This is a genomic window from Mycobacterium sp. NGS17 (assembly GCF_059813205.1).
The window spans coordinates 364341-382969 of sequence record NZ_JCALED010000004.1 but is presented as its reverse complement, the minus strand read 5'-3'; the positions used below and the strand labels follow the sequence as shown (position 1 = coordinate 382969).

The window sequence follows — 18629 nt, the reverse complement described above, 5'->3', positions numbered from 1 at the left end:
CCGAAGATCTGGGGACGACCCCGCCGGAGCCGGCCGCGTCGGAAAGCATGACCAGTAACCGCATCGACCCGGAACGCCTGCTGGCTCAGGCAGGCGGGATCAGCGGCGTCATCTATTCGTCGCTGCCGGTGGTGGTGTTCGTCATCGTCTCGAGCGTTTCCGGTTTGGTTCCCGCGATCGTGGCCGCGCTGGGGGTGGCCGCATTGATTCTGATGTGGCGCCTGATTCGCCGCGAATCCGCACAGCCGGCCTTGTCCGGTTTCTTCGGCGTCGCGCTGTGCGCGCTGATCGCCTACGTGCTGGGGGAGTCCAAGGGCTACTTCCTGCTGGGCATCTGGATGTCGTTGGTGTGGGCGGTGGTCGTCGCGGCGTCGGTGCTGATCCGCCGGCCCGCCGTCGGCTATGCGTGGAGTTGGGCCACCGGGCGGGGCGACGGCTGGCGCGACGTCCCCCGGGCCGTCTATGCGTTCGACATCGCCTCGGTGGGCTGGGTGCTGGTGTTCGCCGCCCGGTTCGTCGTTCAGGGTCTGCTCTACGACGCCGATCGGACCGGCTGGCTGGCGGTGGCGCGGATCGCGATGGGCTGGCCGCTGACCGTGCTGGCCGCGTTGGCCACCTATGCCGCGATCAAGTCGGCGCAGCGGGCGATCGCCGCTGCCGGTGTTCCCGCGGTCGACATCGAACCCGGCGCCGTCACCGACTGACTACTCGCCGGCCGGGCTATGGCTGCCCAGTAGCAGCTTCTGCAGGTCTTCTTCGGCCTCGGCGACGGCCACGAACAGCAGCTCGTCACCGCCCTCCAGCGGCTCGTCCTCCTCGGGAACGATCACCCGGGGGCCGCGCAGGATGGTCACCAGCGAGGTGTCCCGCGGCAGCTGCAGTTTGCGCACGGGCTTGCCGCCCCACGGCGTGTCGTCGGGCAGCGTGATCTCGACGAGGTTGGCCTGGCCCCTGCGGAATTCCATCAGCCGCACCAGATCACCGACGGCGACGGCCTCTTCGATCAGCGAGGCCAGCATGCGCGGCGTCGACACGGCCACGTCGACCCCCCAGGCGTCGGTGAACAACCATTCGTTGCGGGGATCGTTGACCCGGGCCACCACCCGCGGTACCGCGAACTCGGTTTTGGCCAACAGGCTCAGCACCACGTTGGCCTTGTCGTCGCCGGTCGCGGCGACCACCACGTCGAACTCGTGCAGGCGCACCGACTCGAGCAGGCTCAGTTCGCAGGCGTCACCCAGGCGCCAGTGCGCGGCCGGGATGGCGTCGACGTCGACGTGATCGGGATTACGTTCGATCAGCGTCACATCGTGGCCGTTGCCGATGAGTTCGCGGGTGACCGAGCGGCCAACCGCGCCGGCGCCGGCGACAGCTACCTTCATGTGCGCCGCTCCTCAAGCCGCTCGTTGGAATCCATCACAAGTCTTCGCTGGGTGGTAGCGCGGCGATGGCGACCGCCTCGGCGGCGCGACCGGAGATCGCGGCGACGTACACCTGGTCGCCGGATTGGATAACCGATTTGGGCTCCGGCAACACCCCGGCCCCGAAGCGGATCAGGAACGCGACCCGGGCGCCGGTGGCCTGCTCGAGGTCGGTGACGCGATGCCCGATCCAGTCCTCGTGCAGGACGACCTCGGACACGGCGACGGTGCCGGTGGGATCGCGCCACTTGGCCGTCTCGGACTCACGCAGCAACGCGTTGAGCAGGCGGTCGGTGGTCCAGGGCACGGTCGCGATGGTGGGAATGCCCAGCCGCTCGTAGACCTCGGCGCGCTTGGCGTCGTAGATGCGCGCCACGACCCGCTTGACGCCGAACGTCTCGCGGGCCAGCCGCGCCGAGATGATGTTGGAGTTGTCGCCGGACGACACCGCGGCGAACGCGTCCGCTTCCTCGATACGTGCCCTCAGCAGGACATCGCGGTCGAATCCCTGTCCCAGCACCCGCTCGCCGGCGTATTCGGGGCTGAGCCGGTTGAAGGCGGTGCTGTCACGGTCGATGACGGCGACGTCGTGACCGATCCGCGAGAGCCCGTCGGCGACCGAGGAGCCGACCCGCCCGCAGCCCATCACCACTACTCGCAACTTGAAGTCCTCTCGACCGCGTCCTGCGCCCCTCATCGGCAACCCACGTCGGCCAGCCGATTCGGTCGGCAAACATTCTCCTACGAACGCTACCGCCAAACCCGCCGGGGCTTACCCTTGGCTCTCGTGTCCAAATTTTCAACCGCCACCCGTCGGTTGCTTATCGGTCGGCCGTTTCGCAGCGACCGGCTGAGTCACACGCTGCTGCCCAAGCGGATCGCCTTGCCGGTGTTCGCCTCCGACGCGCTGTCCTCGGTCGCGTATGCGCCCGAGGAGGTCTTCCTGATGCTGTCGGTGGCCGGAGTGACGGCGTACGCGCTGACGCCGTGGATCGGGCTCGCGGTGGCCGCGGTGATGCTGGTGGTGGTGGCCAGCTACCGGCAGAACGTCCATGCCTACCCGTCCGGCGGCGGCGACTACGAGGTGGTCACCACCAACCTCGGCGACACCGCCGGCCTCGTGGTCGCCAGCGCGCTGATGGTGGATTACGTTCTGACCGTTGCGGTCTCGACGGCGTCCGCGATGGCGAACATCGGGTCGGCCATCCCGATCGTGGCTCAGCACAAGGTGTTCTTCTGCGTGGTCTCCATCCTGTTGGTGATGGCGCTGAACCTGCGTGGCGTGCGCGAGTCCGGGCTCGCGTTCGCCATCCCGACGTACGCGTTCATCGTCGGAGTCCTCGTCATGATCGGCTGGGGCCTGTTCCGGATCTTCGTGCTGGGCAATCCGCTACGCGCCGAATCGGCGGGTTTCGAAATGCATGCCGAGCACGGCCAGGTCGTCGGCTTCGCGTTGGCGTTCCTGGTGGCGCGGTCGTTCTCGTCGGGCTGCGCGGCGCTGACCGGTGTCGAGGCGATCAGCAACGGGGTGCCGGCGTTTCAGAAACCCAAGTCGCGCAACGCCGCGACGACGCTGCTGATGCTTGGGGGCATCGCGGTGACCCTGCTGATGGGCATCATCGTGCTGGCCGAGAAGATCGGGGTCAAGCTCGTCGAGGATCCCGCGAGACAGCTCACCGGCGCGCCTGCGGACTACTATCAGAAGACCCTGGTCACTCAGTTGGCGCAAGCGGTGTTCGGCAGCTTCCACATCGGCTTCCTGCTGATCGCGACGGTGACCGCCCTCATCCTGGTGTTGGCGGCCAACACGGCGTTCAACGGCTTTCCCGTGCTTGGCTCGATCCTGGCGCAGCACAGCTACCTGCCACGCCAATTGCACACCCGCGGAGACCGATTGGCGTTCTCCAACGGAATCCTGTTCCTGTCCGGTGCGGCGCTGCTGGCCATCATCGCGTTCCGCGGTGAGGTCACCGCGTTGATCCAGCTGTACATCGTCGGCGTGTTCATTTCGTTCACGCTGAGCCAGATCGGCATGGTCCGGCACTGGACCCGGCTGCTGCGCACCGAAACCGATCCGCGGGCGCGGCGCAAGATGATGCGCTCGCGGGTGGTCAACACGGTCGGCTTGCTGTCCACCGGCACGGTGCTGCTGGTGGTTCTGGTGACCAAGTTCGCGGCCGGGGCGTGGATCGCCCTGTTCGCGATGAGCTTGCTGTTCGGGATCATGAAAATGATTCACCGGCACTACAACACGGTGAACCGCGAATTGGCGGAGCAGGCCGCCGCCCAGGAAGACGTGGTGCTGCCCAGTCGAAACCACGCCGTGGTGCTGGTGTCGAAGCTGCATCTGCCGACGTTGCGTGCGCTGGCCTACGCGAGGGCCACCCGGCCCGATGTGCTGGAGGCAGTGACGGTCAGCGTCGACGACGCGGAAACCCGCGATCTGGTCTACAAGTGGGAGGAAAGCGATATCAGCGTCCCGCTCAAGGTCATCGCCTCGCCGTATCGCGAAGTCACCCGTCCCGTCCTGGAATACGTCAAGCGGGCCAGGGAAGAGTCGCCGCGCACGGTGGTGACGGTATTTATTCCCGAGTACGTGGTGGGCCATTGGTGGGAGCAGGTTCTGCACAACCAGAGCGCCCTTCGACTCAAGGGCCGCCTGCTGTTCATGCCGGGCGTCATGGTGACTTCGGTTCCGTGGCAGTTGAGTTCGTCCGAGCGGCGGAAAACCTTGCAGCCGCACGTGGCGCCGGGTGACGCTCGTCGGGGAATCTTCGATTGACCCGCGAATCGACTCGCGCGCCGCGCGCGGGGCCGCCCCCGATCGGGGAGCTGACCCTGACCACCGATGCCCCGGCCAACGGCGGCAGTTGCGTCGCGCACCATGAGGGCCGGGTGGTGTTCGTCCGCTATGCCTTGCCCGGTGAGCGGGTTCGCGTCCGGGTCACCGCGGATCGCGGATCTTATTGGCACGCAGAGGTTGTCGAGGTCGTCGACCCGACAGACGGCCGCGTCACCTCGCTGTGCCCCATCGCCGGCGTTGGCGGCGCCGGCTGTTGCGACCTGGCGTTCGCCGCTCCCGAGGTGGCCCGCCGACTCAAGGGCGAAGTCGTGGCCAATCAGCTCGAGCGCCTCGGCGGGCATGCCTGGAGTGGGGAGGCCGAGCCGCTGGATTCCGCGCCGACCGGGTGGCGCACCCGCGTCCGGCTCGGCGTGGGCCCCGACCGTCGCGCGGGTTTCCACCGGTACCACAGCGAGGAATTGGTGACCGACTTGCGTTGCGCCCAGCTGCCCGCGGGCATGCTCGACGGGATCGCCGACACCAGGTGGCCGCCGGGAGCCCAGCTGCACGTTGCCGTCGACGACGACGGCGTGCGCCACGTGGTGCGCACCATCAGGCAGGGCAGGCAGACCGCGACCAAAGTGATCGAGGGTCGCTACGAGGCGCTGCAACGCGTGGCCGGGCGAAGCTGGCAGGTGCCGGTGACCGCCTTTTGGCAGGCGCACCGCGCCGCGGCGGACGTCTACAGCCGGCTGGTCGCCGACTGGGCGCAGCTGAGCAGCGGGATGCGCGCGTGGGATCTGTACGGCGGCGCAGGCGTTTTCGCCGCGGTGCTCGGCGACGCCGTCGGGCACTCCGGACGCGTGCTCAGCGTCGACACCTCGCGCGCGTCGACCCGGGCCGCCCGCGTCACCCTGGCCGGTCTGACCCAGGTGCACATCGTCACCGACTCGGTGCGCCGCGCGCTGCTGGCGCAGCGGGGGCGCGCCCACGTGGCGGTACTGGATCCGCCGCGGGCGGGCGCCGGGCGCGAGGTCATCGATCTGCTGGCCGCCGCGGACGTCCCTCGGGTGGTGCACATCGGTTGTGAGGCAGCATCTTTCGCGCGCGACATCGGAATCTACCGCGGCCACGGCTACTCCGTCGAGAAGATCAGGGTGTTCGACGCGTTCCCGCTGACCCATCACACCGAATGCGTCGCGCTGCTGACGCGCTAGGGATGTTCGACGGCCGCTCGGGCCGTCACCGCAATACGGCGCGGGCGGATCTGATCACCGGCTAGACTGCGTCGCGGTGTGCCGGGAAGTCTGGTCGGCGGTGTCTTAAACATTGTCGACCGACCGAAAGGTGCGCGTGTGAACGAGACCGTTCGTTACGCGCTGTTGGTTTTGTTCTCCAGCGCAGTCGGTTTGGCCGCGGTGCTGGCGAATCGACTGACCGAGCGGGTCAAGATCCCCGTCGCGCTGCTCGTGCTCGTCGGAGCTGCCGTCGCGGTGCACGCTGTGCCCGCGGTGCAGCCCCCCTCCGAGCGAATCGTGGAACGGGTGATCACCATCGCGTTGGTGTTGGTGTTGTTCGACGGCGGCATGCACATCGGGCCTTCGCGCTTCCGCGCAGCGGCCGTCCCCATCCTGTCGGTCGGCGTCGTGGGCACCGCCCTCACCGCGGCGGGCGCGGCACTGGTGCTGCACTACGTATGTGGAATCGGCTGGTTTCCCGCGGTTCTCGTGGCCACAGCCGTGGCTCCGACCGATCCGGCCGTGGTCTTCTCTGTGCTGGGCAAACGCGAGATCAGGGGCCGCAGCGGCACCATCCTGGAGGGCGAGTCGGGCGCCAACGATCCGGTCGGCATCTCCCTGATGTCCAGCCTGATCGCCGCCGGCGGTCTCAGCGCTGCCGGATTCGCCGGCGTGGGAACGCAATTCGTTCTGCAAATGGCGGTCGGCCTGGCCGTCGGGGTGCTCGGCGGTCGTGTCCTACTCGTCTTCATGCGCCGCGTCGCGTTGCCGAGTGAAGGTCTCTACTCGCTGCGAACGCTGGCATCGTGTCTGATGTTGTACGGCATTGCCACGCTCGCGCACGGCTCCGGATTTCTGGCCGTGTTCGTCGCCGGCATCGTGATCGGCGACGCCCGCGCCCCCTACAAGCCGGAGATCCAGCGATTCCACGCCGCCCTGGCCGGTCTGGCGGAAATCGTCGCGTTCGCCGTCCTGGGGTTGACCGTCGACCTCGATGTCCTCGGCCATCCCGAGGTATGGGTGCCGGGGCTCGTCCTCGCTGTGGCCCTGACCGTGCTGATTCGGCCGTTGGCGGTGGGCGCCTGCCTGGTTGGAGTCCGATTGCGCCGAAACGAGCGCAGCTTCGTTCTTTTCGCCGGGCTCAAGGGGGCGGTGCCCATCCTGCTGGGCGAGTTCCTGCGGGCCGCTCACCTCGCCGACGCCGAACGCCTGTACGGCATCGTGATCATCGTCGTCGTCTTCTCGGTGCTGGTGCAGGGCAGCTCCGTGCCTGGCGTCGCCAGACTGTTGCACCTGCCCATGCGCACCGTGGAGACCCGGCCCTGGCAGATAGGTGTGCGACTCGCCGACGAACCGCGGGGTGTCCATCGCTTCAGCGTCGCGACCGGTTCTGTCGCCGAGCGTTCCACCGTCGAGGGTCTCGGTGACCAGGTCGGTGACATCTGGGTGAGCATCGTGGTGCGCACCACCGGCCTCGTGCCGGTGCGGGGCGACACCGAACTCGAGGCCGGGGACGAGGTCGTCATCCTGGCCGATCCCGAACTTCATGACGCCCTGGCCGAACTGTTCGGACCCGCGCAGAAGTGGTGAGCGCCCGCCACGTCGCCTGTTGTTGTCGCGGGCGCTGCGTAGACTGACTGGATGCTGGAACAGATCCGCGGGCCCGCTGATCTGCAGCACCTTTCCCAACACGAACTTCGCGAACTGGCCGCCGAGATTCGCGAGTTCCTGATTCACAAGGTTGCTGCGACAGGGGGGCATCTGGGCCCCAATCTGGGCGTGGTCGAGCTGACGCTCGCCCTGCACCGGGTGTTCGATTCGCCCCACGATCCGATCATCTTCGACACCGGCCACCAGGCCTATGTCCACAAGATGCTGACGGGCCGCTCGCTCGAGTTCGAGAGCCTGCGCAAGAAGGGCGGGCTGTCGGGATATCCGTCGCGCGCCGAAAGCGAGCACGACTGGGTCGAGTCCAGCCACGCCAGCGCGTCGTTGTCCTACGCCGACGGCCTGGCCAAGGCGTTCGAACTCAGCGGGCACCGCAATCGCCATGTGGTCGCGGTGGTCGGCGACGGCGCGCTCACCGGCGGCATGTGCTGGGAGGCGCTGAACAACATCGCCGCCTCCGGTCGCCCGGTCATCATCGTGGTCAACGACAACGGCCGCAGCTATGCCCCGACGATCGGCGGGGTCGCCGACCATCTCGCCTCGCTGCGGCTGCAGCCGGCCTACGAGCAGGCCATGGAGAAGGGCCGCGACGCCCTGCGCGCGCTGCCGCTGGTCGGCAAGATCGCCTACCGCGTCATGCACAGCGTCAAGGCCGGCATCAAGGACTCGTTGTCACCGCAGCTGATGTTCACCGATCTCGGTCTGAAGTACGTGGGGCCGGTCGACGGGCACGACGAACGCGCGGTGGAGGCCGCGCTGCGACACGCCCGCGGCTTCGGCCGCCCGGTGATCGTGCACGTGGTGACCCGCAAGGGGATGGGTTTCGCCCCGGCCGAGGACGACGAAGCCGAACAGATGCATTCCTGCGGCGTCATCGACCCGGTCACCGGGCGGGCGACCAAGGTCGCCGGGCCCGGCTGGACGGCGGCGTTCTCCGACGCCCTCATCGGCTACGCCAGGAGGCGCCGCGACATCGTGGCCATCACTGCCGCCATGCCCGGCCCGACCGGGCTGACCCCGTTCGGGCAGCAGTTCCCGGACCGCTTGTTCGACGTCGGCATCGCCGAACAACACGCGATGACGTCGGCCGCCGGCCTGGCCATGGGGGGCATGCACCCGGTGGTGGCCATCTATTCGACGTTCCTCAACCGGGCCTTCGACCAGATCATGATGGACGTGGCGCTGCACAAGCTGCCGGTCACCATGGTGCTCGACCGGGCCGGCATCACCGGTGCGGACGGCGCCAGCCACAACGGCATGTGGGACATGTCGATGCTGGGCATCGTGCCCGGTATGCGGGTGGCCGCACCCCGGGACGCCACCCGGCTGCGCGAGGAACTCGGTGAGGCACTCGACGTCGACGACGGCCCCACCGCGCTGCGCTTCCCCAAAGGCGATGTGGGCGAGGACATCCCGGCGGTCGAGCGCCGCGGATCGGGCATTTCGGGTGTCGACGTGCTCGCGGTCCCGGCCGGCGGGTGCAACCACGACGTGCTGCTGATCGGTGTCGGCGCCTTCGCGCCGATGGCGCTGGCGGTGGCCGGGCGACTGCAGGACCAGGGGATCGGCGTCACGGTCATCGACCCGCGTTGGGTGCTGCCGGTCTCGGACAGCGTGCTGGAGCTGGCGGCCCAACACAAGCTCGTCGTCACCTGCGAGGACAACGGGGTCAACGGCGGGGTGGGTTCGGCGGTGTCGGCCGCCCTGCGCCGCGCCGAGATCGACGTTCCGTGCCGCGACGTCGGACTGCCGCAGCGGTTCTACGAGCACGCCTCCCGCGGGGAGTTGCTCTCGGAGCTGGCGCTGACCGATCAGGACGTGGCCCGTCGCATCACCGGCTGGGTAGCGGCGCTGGGCAGCGGCGTCACCGAGGCCGAGATCCGCGAGCACCTCGACTAGTTGTCGGTGCCTTCCGACGCCTGCAGTGCCCGGGCCAGCACCGGGTCCACCAATTCCCGTTGCCAGGGCCGGGCCTGGCCGGCGCGCAGGAACGTCTCGACGGCGTCGAACGGGTCGGGCGCGGGCGTCCAGTCCCAGCACAGCCGTCGCACCAGGTCCGGCGACACCAGATTCTCGGTGGGGACGTGGACCCGCTCGGAGACCTCCGACAGCGCCGAGCGGGCGGCCTCCAACCGGGCGGCGGCCTCCGGCTTGCGCCTGCTCCACCGCGCCGGCGGCGGCGGCCCATTGGGCGGTTCGCTTTCGGCCGGGGGGTTCTTGGTTCGCCGGGCCTCGTCCAGCGCCGCCAGCCACGTCGCGGCGCTGCGCCGCTGGTTGCGCCCACCGAACACGGGCAAGGCGACGAGCTCCTCGATGGTCGTCGGGTTGGCCAGGGCGGCATCGATGATGGCCGAGTCGGGCAGGATGCGGCGCGGCGCGATGTCGCGGCGCTGCGCGATCCGGTCGCGGGTCAACCACAATTCTCGGACGGCGGCCAGGCCACGCTGATCGCGCACCCGATGGATGCCCGACGTTCGCCGCCACCGATCCGGTCGCACCGTAGCACCCGGATCCTTCAGACCCGCGTCGCGCAGGTAGTCGAATTCCTGTGCGGCCCAATCGGTTTTGCCCTGCTCGGCCAGGACGCCGGCCATCGCCGCGCGCAGCTCGATCAGCAGTTCCACGTCCAGGGCGGCGTAGTTGAGCCATTCGGCGGGCAGGGGACGCTTGGACCAGTCGGCCGCGCCGTGGCCCTTGGCCAGCCCGACGCCCAGCAGCCGCTCGACCATGGTCGCCAGGTTCACCCGTTCGAACCCGGCCAGCCGGCCGGCCAGTTCGGTGTCGTACAGCGCCGGCGGCCGCATGCCCACCTCCGCCAGACACGGCAGGTCCTGATCGGCGGAGTGCAGGATCCACTCGTCGGTGCCCAGCACCTCGGCCACCGGCCGCAAGGCCTGCAGTGGGTCGGCGCCGTGGCTCACCGGATCGATCAGCACCGTTCCGGAACCGGCCCGCCGGATCTGGATCAGGTAGGCGCGGTTGGAGTAGCGAAAGCCCGAGGCCCGCTCGGCGTCCACCGCGAAGGGGCCGTGCCCGCGATCCAGTCGCTGCGCGGCGGCCTCGATCTCGCGGACGCTCACCGAGACGGGCGGGACGCCTTCGGCCGGATGTGGCAGCGGGGCGGGGTCGGCGCCCACGTCGCCGGGCGCGCTGCTGCCCGGCCCGTCGGCCGACGGTTCGGCCATGCTAGGCGCGTGACCGCGAGCTCAGGTCGGTGACTCCCGCGGGTGGCAGGCCCGCCGCGTGTTCCAATACCTCGCAGAACGCCTCGACATGCCCTCCGACCGCGGGCGACGTCGCGGTCCAGGACGCGCGCAGCTCGAGCTGGTGGGCGCGCGGCGGCCCGGAGATGTCTCCGTAGCGCACCGATGTGGTGGCGGTGACGGTGCCGCCCAGGGCGACGACTTGTTCCATGCGTGACTCCAGTGCCTCGACTAGCCAGCTCCACGCTACTTCGGGCAGCAGCGGGTCGACCGCCTCACTGGGGTCAAGGTCGGCCTGGATGTAGGCGACCATGCGAATGGTGCCGTCCCACGCATCGGCCCCTTCGGGGTCGTACAGCAGGATCAGCCGTCCGAAGGCATCGCCGTCGGACCGCTCCGGAATGATGTCGCGATCGGGATGTTTGACCTCGGCGCCCAGGGCGTAGCTGTGGGGCGCCAAGCGTTGCGGCGGCCGGATGGGACCCAACTCGATCTCCGGCCGCACGACCACGGCGTTCATCGCCGCTACCGCTTCGCGGAATGGGGCCGGTTCGGATGAGGTCACTTGGCGCCGCTCCTGTTCATCCCGACCGTTCTGCGTCGTCACGGCACGGGTCACAGGGATCGACGGTAGACCTACTGGCCGACACGCCGCGACAGGCGCGCCGGGTTTCAAACCCGCCGCGACCAAGCCGTTACCAGGTCTCCACCAAAGCTATATGTGCAGCTCAGGCGCGGTCAGCGGGTGAAACGCGCCTGGCGTTTCTCGCGGTGGGCGGCCAGGCCTTCCTGCACGTCCGGACCGCTGAAACTGAGGAATTCCAGGCCCACCGAGGTCTCGAAGGTGGGGCCCATCATGCGGTACCAGTGGTTGAGGCTGCGCTTGGTCCACCGGATCGCGTTCTGCGCGCCCTGCGCCAGGTTTTCGGCGATGCGGGTGGCGGTGGTCAGCACGTCGTCATCGTCGACGCAGACCGACACCAGCCCGATCCGCTCGGCTTCCTCGCCCAGCAGCGTCTCGCAGGTCAGCAGGTAGTACTTGGCCTTGGCCATGCCGACCAGCAGCGGCCAGCAGATCGCCGCGTGGTCGCCGGCCGCCACGCCGAGCTTGGTGTGCCCGTCGATCAGCTTCGCGGTCCGGCCCGCCACCGAGATGTCGGCGAGCAGGGCCACCACCAGACCCGCGCCCACCGCCGGTCCGCGGATCGCCGACACGACGGGGGTGTCGCAGTTGATCAGGTTGTGCACCAGGTCGCGGGCTTCGCGCATGATGCGGAGCCGGCCCTCGTAGTCGTTGATGGTCTCGTCGATCAGGTCGAAACTGCCGCCGGAGGAGAAGGCCTTGCCTTCACCGCGCACCAGGACGGCGCGCACGGCGGGATCGCGGTCGATCACCGGCCAGATGTCGGCGAGGTCGCGGTGCATCTGCGGCCCCACCGAATTCAGCCCTGGGGAGTCGAGAACCAGCGTCAGCACGCCGTTCTCGCCGAGCTCGCAGCGCAGGCTGGGGAACTCGGCGTAACTCGCTGGGGGCTGACTCACTGGCATCCGATGCTCCTGACGTTCAAACGGTTGCGGTCGTTGATAGTACGCAGCGGCGTCCGGTGTCCTTCGGCCATGGCAGCATTGAGGCTGATGAGTACTCGCCGCGACCTTCCCGAGTCGCCGTATCTCGCGGCCGTGACCGGCCGCAAACCCAACCGGGTGCCGGTGTGGTTCATGCGCCAGGCCGGCCGTTCGCTGCCCGAATACCGGGCGCTGCGGGCCCAGACCGACATGCTGTCGGCCTGCTTCGACGCCGAGTTGGTCTGCGAGATCACCCTGCAGCCGGTGCGCCGCCACGACGTCGATGCGGCGATCTTGTTCTCCGACATCGTGGTGCCGCTGCTCGGTGCGGGCATCGACCTGGACATCGTCGCCGGGGTCGGGCCGGTCATCGAGTCGCCGGTGCGCACCGCCGCCGCCGTGACTGCAATCAAACCCCTTGAGCGGCAACGTGTTCAGCCGATTTCCGACGCGGTGTCGCTGCTGGTGTCCGCGCTTGGCGACGTGCCGCTGATCGGCTTCGCGGGTGCGCCGTTCACCTTGGCGTCCTATCTGATCGAGGGCGGCCCCAGTCGCCACCACGCACGCACCAAGGCGATGATGCTTTCCGAGCCCGACACCTGGCATGCGCTGATGGAGAAGCTGACCGCCATCACCGTGGGCTTCCTGCGAGTGCAGCTGGAGGCCGGGGTGGACGCCATCCAGGTCTTCGACTCGTGGGCCGGGGCGCTGTCCCTGGCGAATTACCGCACCTACGTTCAGCCGCACAGCGCCCGGGTTTTCGCCGCGCTCGCCGACTACGGCGTGCCGATGACCCACTTCGGGGTCGGCACCGCCGAACTGCTGGGCGCCATGTCGTCGGTCGGTGCGAACGTGGTGGGCGTGGATTGGCGAACGTCGCTGGCCGACGCGGCCGCCCGCGTGCAACCTGGTACGGCGTTGCAGGGCAACCTCGATCCGGTGGTGGTGTTGGCGGGCTGGCCGGTGGTGGAACGTGCCGCACGCGCCGTCGTGGACGACGGCCGCCGCGCGATCGACGCGGGAGCTGCCGGTCATGTTTTCAACCTCGGCCACGGCGTGTTGCCCGAAACGGATCCCGGCGTGCTGACCGATCTGGTGTCGCTGGTCCACTCCCTATGAGTCCCCTCTCGTATTGTGTTGTGGGGGGCGGAGTTTCGGGCCTGACAGCGGCCTATCGGCTCCGCATGGCCGCCGGCGACGGCGCGACGATCACGCTGGTCGATCCGGGAGACAGGCTCGGCGGGGTCCTGCGCACCGAGCTGGTCGGCGGGGTGCCGATGGATCTGGGCGCCGAGGCTTTTGTGCTGCGTCGCCCCGAGCTGCCGGCCCTGCTGGCCGAGCTGAATCTGTCCGAGCGCCAGCGGGTTTCGACCGGCGCGCGCCCGCTGGTCTACAGCGGGCAAGGGTTGCGCCCGCTGCCGGCGGGCACCGTGGTCGGGATCCCGTCGTCGGCGGCGTCGGTGGCGGGACTGGTCGACGCGGCCACGGTGGCCCGCATCGAGGCCGAACCCGCCCGTCCGATGGTGTGGGAACCGGGCAGCGACCCCGCGGTCGCCGACCTGGTGGGTGAGCGATTCGGCGACCAGGTGGTGTCCCGTTCGGTGGATCCCCTGCTGAGCGGGGTGTATGCGGGCTCGGCGGCCACCATCGGCCTGCGTGCGGCCGCCCCGACGGTGGCGGCCGCACTGGACCGCGGCGCCACCAGCCTGACCGACGCCGTCCGGCAGGCGCTGCCGCCGGCCTCCGGCGCGCCCGTGTTCGGGTCGCTGGAGGGCGGCTACCGGCTGCTGATCGACGAGCTGGCCGCGCGCGCTCGGCCGCGCTGGGTGCGTGCCGCGGTGTCGCGGCTCGAGCGCGCCGGCGCCGGCTGGTCGGTGGTCGACGACACCGGCGCTCGCTGGGCCGCCGATGCGGTGATCCTGGCCGCGCCGGCGGGGGAGTGTGCCCGCCTGCTGGCCGGGATCGCCCCGCGCAGCGCCGCCGCGGCCAGGCGCATCACCAGCGCCTCGTCGGTGGTGATGGCGCTGGCCGTGCCGGGCGATACCGCGTTCCCGGAGTGTTCGGGCGTGCTGGTGGCCACCGGTGAGCGGTTGCGGGCCAAGGCCATCACGCTGTCGTCGCGCAAGTGGGGCGTCCGAGGCGATGCGCAGCTGCTGCGGCTGTCGTTCGGCCGGTTCGGCGACCGCGTAGCGGCCGACACGTCCGACGACGAGCTGCTGACGTGGGCATTGGGCGACCTGACCACGGTGTTCGGGCTGACCATCGACCCCGTCGACGTCCGCATCCAGCGCTGGATCGACGCGATGCCGCAATATGGGCCCGGCCACGGCGACCTGGTCGCCGAGGTGCGCGCCGGCCTGCCGCCGACGCTCGAGGTGGCCGGCAGTTACCTCGACGGCATCGGCGTCCCGGCCTGCGTCGGCGCGGCCGGGCGAGCGGTCGATCGTGTGATCAGGGCCATCGGAGACTTGGACGCGCAGGTGGCACGATAGGTTCCATGGCCAAGCTCGACTACGACTCGCTCAACTCCACGATCCGCTACCTGATGTTCTCGGTGTTCTCCGTTGAGCCGGGTGAGCTCGGTGACCAGCGCGACGACGTCATCGATGAGGCGTCGACGTTCTTCAAGCAGCAGGAGGAGCGCGGCGTCGTGGTGCGCGGCCTCTACGACGTCGCGGGCCTGCGCGCCGACGCCGACTTCATGATCTGGACCCACGCCGAACGCGTCGAGGCGCTGCAGGCCACCTACGCCGATTTCCGGCGCACCACCGCGCTGGGGCGGGTTAGTTCGCCGGTGTGGAGCAGCGTGGCGTTGCATCGGCCGGCCGAGTTCAACAAGAGCCACATCCCGGCGTTCCTGGCCGGCGAGGAACCCGGCGCCTACATCTGCGTGTATCCCTTTGTGCGGTCCTACGAGTGGTATCTGCTGCCCGACGAGGAACGCCGCCGCATGCTCGCCGAACACGGCATGGCCGCGCGTGAGTACAAGGACGTCCGCGCCAACACTGTCCCGGCGTTCGCGCTCGGCGACTACGAATGGCTGCTGGCCTTCGAGGCTCCCGAACTGCACCGCATCGTCGACCTGATGCGCGAACTGCGTGCCACCGACGCCCGCCGGCACACCCGCGAGGAGACGCCGTTCTTCACCGGCCCCCGGGTTGCGGTCGAGCAGCTGGTGAACGCCCTGCCATGACAACGCCTTTCGATCCGACCGATCCCACCCGCTTCGAGGAGATGTACCGCGATCAGCGGACGCGGCACGGCCTGCCGGCCGCCACACCGTGGGACATCGGCGGCCCGCAGCCGGTGGTCCAGCAGCTCGTCGCGCTGGGCGCGATCAAGGGCGAGGTGCTCGACCCGGGCACCGGTCCGGGCCACCACGCGATCTACTACGCGTCCAAGGGATATTCGGCGACCGGCATCGACGGCTCGGCGGGAGCCATCGAGCGGGCTCGGCAGAACGCCGAAAAGGCCGGTGTGTCGGTCAATTTCGAGCTGGCCGACGCGACGAAGCTGGACGGTTTCGACGGCCGGTTCGATACGGTGGTCGATTGCGCGTTTTATCACACCTTCAGCACCGAGGCCGAACTGCGCAGGTCCTATGTGCAGGCACTGCACCGCGCCACCAAGCCGGGCGCCCGGCTGTACATGTTCGAGTTCGGTGAACACAACGTCAACGGCTTCAAGATGCTGAGGTCGTTGTCGGAGAACGACTTTCGCGACGTGCTTCCCGACGGCGGCTGGGAGATCACCTACCTGGGCACGACCACCTACCGGGTCAACGTCAGCGTCGAGTCCATCGAGGCGATGGCACAGCGCAACCCGGACCTGGCCGATCAGGCGGAGAAATTGCTGGAGCGCTTCCGCGTGATCGAGCCGTGGCTCGAGGGCGGCCGGGCGCACGCCCCGTTCTGGGAAGTGCACGCCACGCGGGTGGACTGACGGGCGCCCGGCGCCCACTTCTTGTCACGACACTTACACCGCTGCGACGACACGCCGACGCGTGTCGCGCTGGCTTAAGTCTGGTGGATCCCCGCAGCGGGCAAGCGCGTCTTCATTGCGTGGAAGACGTGTTCAGAGGCAGCGAGGCTGTGCGCCGCGGAAGCCTGAGCCCATATCAGCTGCGAACCCAGCACCGTGCGATCTATCCCGACGTCTATCTGTCAGGCGACGCCGCACCGCCATTGCGAACGCGATGTGTTGCGGCATGGCTGTGGTCGGGCCGCCGCGCCGTGATCGCCGGACTGGCCGCGGCGAAGTTGCACGGCTCGAATTGGATCGACGACGACGAACCCATCGAGTTGATCTGGCGTAACCCGCATGCTCCGGCCGGCGTGATCACCCGCAATCAGCGAGTTGAGCCGGACGAGATCACCCGCATCGCGGGGTTGCCGGTGACCACTTTGGCGAGAACGGCCTACGACCTGGCCAGGCGGCTGCCCAGGGGCGAGGCGGTGGCGCGACTCGACGCGCTGATGCGCGCGACGCCGTTTGGCGTCGAGCAGGTGTCGCTGCTGGCCAAGCGGTACCCGCGCGCGCGGGGCCTGCGACGCCTACGCGCGGCGCTCCCGCTCATCGATCCCGGCGCCGCGTCACCCAAGGAGACTTGGCTGCGCCTGCTGCTGGTCGATGCCGGGCTGCCCGCACCCGAGACGCAGATACCCGTGAACGAGAACTGGCGAACGGTTGGTGTGCTCGATATGGCTTGGGAGAGATACAAAGTGGCCGCCGAGTATGACGGTGATCATCACCGCGCCGACCGTCGCCAGTACGCCCGAGACCAGTGGCGGGTACGCAAGCTTGAAGAGCTCGGCTGGATCGTCGTCCGGGTGATCGCCGAGGACAAACCCGAAGACGTCGTGCGGCGCGTGCGCGACGCACTCATCCGTCGAGGTTGCCGCGAGATGTAAAGCGTTGCGATCGAGTTCGGCGTGTCGTCGCAACTGGTTAAATGTCGCGGGCGGGAGAACCGCCGCCGCGACGAAAAACCAGCCGCCCTCAGCCGCCCGCCGGCACCAGCCGCAGCGACACCGAGTTGATGCAGTAGCGCTGATCCGTCGGCGTCGGATAGCCCTCACCGGCGAATACGTGCCCCAGGTGGCTGTGGCAGTTTGCGCACAGCACCTCGGTGCGCGTCGTGCCCATCGAATGGTCGGGCAGCAGAATCACGGCGTCGGATTTGGCCGGGTCGAAAAACGACGGCCAACCGCAATGCGATTCGAATTTCTCGGTGCTGCGGAACAATTCGGCGCCGCAGGCCCGGCACTGGTACACGCCTTCGGTCTTGGTGTCGGTGTATTCACCGACGAAGGGCCGCTCGGTGCCGGCTCGGCGCAGCACGTGAAATTCTTCGGGGCTGAGCTTCTTGCGCCACTCGTCGTCGCTCAGTTGCACCTTGGGCTGCGACACGTCGGGGGAGGTCATGCCTCCACGCTAGCTCGCTCGCGCTCGGGCGTCAGCCACGCGGGATCGAGGCCGTCGTCCACCCGGTTCTCGGCCCTGGCGTCCAGGTAGCGGAAGAGCAGCACGGTGAACGCGACGATCAGCAGCAGCGACCAGCCGTAGGTGATCTTCAGGTAATGCAAGGCGCGGCCGTATCTCATGTACTTGTAGATCAGCCAGTCGTCCAGCGCCATGAAGCCATAGATCCCGAGCCACGCCGGCCAGTTGCGGATCAGCGAATTCCGCAGCACCACCGTCATCAAGAACGGGAACAGCATCATCGAGTAGTAGCCCTGGGCCAGCGACGACACCAGGAACGACCACAGCAGCAACACACCCGAGGAGCTGGTGAACCAGAACAACGGGTCTCGGGTGCGGTAGTAGCGGTACAACAGCCACATCGCACCGATCATCAGCAGCGTGAACAGGATTCGCATGAACACGATCAGCCAGGTGGGCAGGCCGAAGTACACGCCGTTGCCCTCGACGGAGCTGTTGAAATAGTCCCGGGTGCCCAGGAAGTAGGGCACCGTTTTCGTGACGAAGTCCATGGGATCGCTCACCAACGGCCATGCGGCCACATTGACGACGACGGGGACCGCGATGGCCGGCACCAGCGTCCGCCACTGCCGATTCAGCAGCGGCAGCAACAGCAGCGGGCCCAGCACGGGTTTGAGCGTGAGCGTCAGCCCGATCACCAAGCCGGCCCACCATTGGCGTCCGACCCTCCCGTCCAGCAGCCAGCGAAAGAACAGGACCTCCGCCAGCAGCACACAGCCGTTGATGTTCGTGAACACCAGGGTGCTGGTCACGCTTTCGGTGCAGAACATGGCCAGCAGCAGGGCGGGCGCGGCCACCGAAGCCAGCGTGAATTTGAACATCCGCAGCAGCAGGTACCAGGCGATCAAGATGGCCACGGTGTTGATCAGGATGAACAGGTAGCGCGACTGAGTGAAGGGCAGGTATCCGAATGGCGCCATCAACAGCGTGCCGCCGGGTGGATACAGGTAGTGCGGGTCGACGTAGTCGAAGTGCTCGTTGTAGATGTCCCAGCCGTGCCGGAAGTTGAGGACCGCGCGGTACACCGGTTTGAAGTCGTCGGTGATATTGCCGTTGAGGGTGAGGATGATGCTGCGGTGCAACACCGACATGATGGCCACCGGCCACAGCGCCATCCGCAGGACGGTCGGTGTGCTCAGCGGGCCGGTGCGGGGACCAAAGGCGGCCAGGGTCCGCTCACGCAAGCCCGTTCGGGTCGATTCAGCTGCCGTCACCAGCGCACCGTACACCGGCGCCCACGGACGCCGGA

At 68.5% G+C, this 18629-nt stretch carries 16 protein-coding genes and 1 pseudogene; 10 read left to right on the top strand and 7 right to left on the bottom strand.

Annotation, left to right across the window (positions count from 1 at the left end; translation table 11 throughout):
- Positions 1 to 47 precede the first annotated feature (47 nt).
- Positions 48 to 704: a DUF3159 domain-containing protein gene (locus AC5Y7E_RS11960; protein WP_499919822.1), complete on the top strand. Its 657-nt coding sequence runs from the start codon at positions 48 to 50 to the stop codon at positions 702 to 704.
- On the opposite strand, the gene AC5Y7E_RS11955 is transcribed toward AC5Y7E_RS11960, so the two are convergent.
- The gene (locus tag AC5Y7E_RS11955) at positions 705 to 1382 is read right to left on the bottom strand and encodes a potassium channel family protein (protein WP_499919421.1); all 678 of its coding nucleotides are present in this window, start codon (positions 1380 to 1382) and stop codon (positions 705 to 707) included.
- A gap of 34 nt (positions 1383 to 1416) precedes the next feature.
- The gene (locus tag AC5Y7E_RS11950) at positions 1417 to 2082 is read right to left on the bottom strand and encodes a potassium channel family protein (protein ID WP_156656060.1); all 666 of its coding nucleotides are present in this window, start codon (positions 2080 to 2082) and stop codon (positions 1417 to 1419) included.
- 126 nt (positions 2083 to 2208) lie between these two features.
- Between AC5Y7E_RS11950 and AC5Y7E_RS11945 the strand changes: the two genes are divergently transcribed.
- The 4 genes from AC5Y7E_RS11945 to dxs all read left to right on the top strand — a co-directional run bounded on the left by AC5Y7E_RS11945 (position 2209) and on the right by dxs (position 9008).
- Positions 2209 to 4203: an APC family permease gene (locus tag AC5Y7E_RS11945; protein ID WP_499919423.1), complete on the top strand. Its 1995-nt coding sequence runs from the start codon at positions 2209 to 2211 to the stop codon at positions 4201 to 4203.
- A 41-nt stretch (positions 4204 to 4244) separates the two neighbouring features.
- Positions 4245 to 5420 (top strand): class I SAM-dependent RNA methyltransferase, encoded by a 1176-nt coding sequence (locus tag AC5Y7E_RS11940; RefSeq protein ID WP_499949196.1) that lies wholly within the window; start codon positions 4245 to 4247, stop codon positions 5418 to 5420.
- A gap of 138 nt (positions 5421 to 5558) precedes the next feature.
- Positions 5559 to 7031, top strand: coding sequence for a cation:proton antiporter domain-containing protein (locus AC5Y7E_RS11935; protein WP_499919424.1), 1473 nt, complete (start codon positions 5559 to 5561; stop codon positions 7029 to 7031).
- 51 nt (positions 7032 to 7082) lie between these two features.
- On the top strand, positions 7083 to 9008 hold the full coding sequence (dxs, locus tag AC5Y7E_RS11930) for a 1-deoxy-D-xylulose-5-phosphate synthase (RefSeq protein ID WP_499949060.1): 1926 nt from the start codon (positions 7083 to 7085) through the stop codon (positions 9006 to 9008).
- Here dxs and AC5Y7E_RS11925 read toward each other — a convergent pair.
- From AC5Y7E_RS11925 to AC5Y7E_RS11915, 3 genes and pseudogenes are all read right to left on the bottom strand, one after another.
- Entirely contained in the window at positions 9005 to 10294 is a 1290-nt protein-coding gene (locus AC5Y7E_RS11925) for an HRDC domain-containing protein (protein WP_499949058.1), read from the bottom strand. The genes dxs and AC5Y7E_RS11925 overlap by 4 nt on opposite strands.
- 1 nt (position 10295) lies before the next feature.
- Positions 10296 to 10962 (bottom strand): annotated as a pseudogene (locus AC5Y7E_RS11920) (DUF3000 domain-containing protein).
- Positions 10963 to 11050: 88 nt separating this feature from the next.
- Positions 11051 to 11860: an enoyl-CoA hydratase/isomerase family protein gene (locus tag AC5Y7E_RS11915; RefSeq protein ID WP_499949056.1), complete on the bottom strand. Its 810-nt coding sequence runs from the start codon at positions 11858 to 11860 to the stop codon at positions 11051 to 11053.
- An 87-nt stretch (positions 11861 to 11947) separates the two neighbouring features.
- Between AC5Y7E_RS11915 and hemE the strand changes: the two genes are divergently transcribed.
- The 5 genes from hemE to AC5Y7E_RS11890 all read left to right on the top strand — a co-directional run bounded on the left by hemE (position 11948) and on the right by AC5Y7E_RS11890 (position 16788).
- A complete protein-coding gene (gene hemE, locus AC5Y7E_RS11910; protein ID WP_499949055.1) occupies positions 11948 to 12997 on the top strand; it encodes a uroporphyrinogen decarboxylase in 1050 nt (349 codons plus the stop codon).
- Positions 12994 to 14370, top strand: coding sequence for a protoporphyrinogen oxidase (locus AC5Y7E_RS11905; protein WP_499949053.1), 1377 nt, complete (start codon positions 12994 to 12996; stop codon positions 14368 to 14370). The genes hemE and AC5Y7E_RS11905 overlap by 4 nt, the downstream gene beginning before the upstream one ends.
- A gap of 5 nt (positions 14371 to 14375) precedes the next feature.
- On the top strand, positions 14376 to 15071 hold the full coding sequence (hemQ, locus tag AC5Y7E_RS11900; protein WP_499949051.1) for a hydrogen peroxide-dependent heme synthase: 696 nt from the start codon (positions 14376 to 14378) through the stop codon (positions 15069 to 15071).
- Positions 15068 to 15820, top strand: coding sequence for a class I SAM-dependent methyltransferase (locus AC5Y7E_RS11895; protein ID WP_499949049.1), 753 nt, complete (start codon positions 15068 to 15070; stop codon positions 15818 to 15820). The genes hemQ and AC5Y7E_RS11895 overlap by 4 nt, the downstream gene beginning before the upstream one ends.
- Before the next feature lie 119 nt (positions 15821 to 15939).
- A complete protein-coding gene (locus tag AC5Y7E_RS11890; protein ID WP_499949047.1) occupies positions 15940 to 16788 on the top strand; it encodes an endonuclease domain-containing protein in 849 nt (282 codons plus the stop codon).
- Between the two features lie 88 nt (positions 16789 to 16876).
- Here the strand turns inward: AC5Y7E_RS11890 and msrB are convergent, their stop codons facing one another.
- Complete coding sequence (gene msrB, locus AC5Y7E_RS11885; protein ID WP_499949046.1) at positions 16877 to 17302, bottom strand: peptide-methionine (R)-S-oxide reductase MsrB; 426 nt, start codon at positions 17300 to 17302, stop codon at positions 16877 to 16879.
- Positions 17299 to 18609, bottom strand: coding sequence for an arabinofuranan 3-O-arabinosyltransferase (gene aftC, locus AC5Y7E_RS11880; protein ID WP_499949044.1), 1311 nt, complete (start codon positions 18607 to 18609; stop codon positions 17299 to 17301). Before aftC ends, msrB begins: the two co-directional genes overlap by 4 nt.
- Between the last annotated feature and the right edge of the window lie 20 nt (positions 18610 to 18629).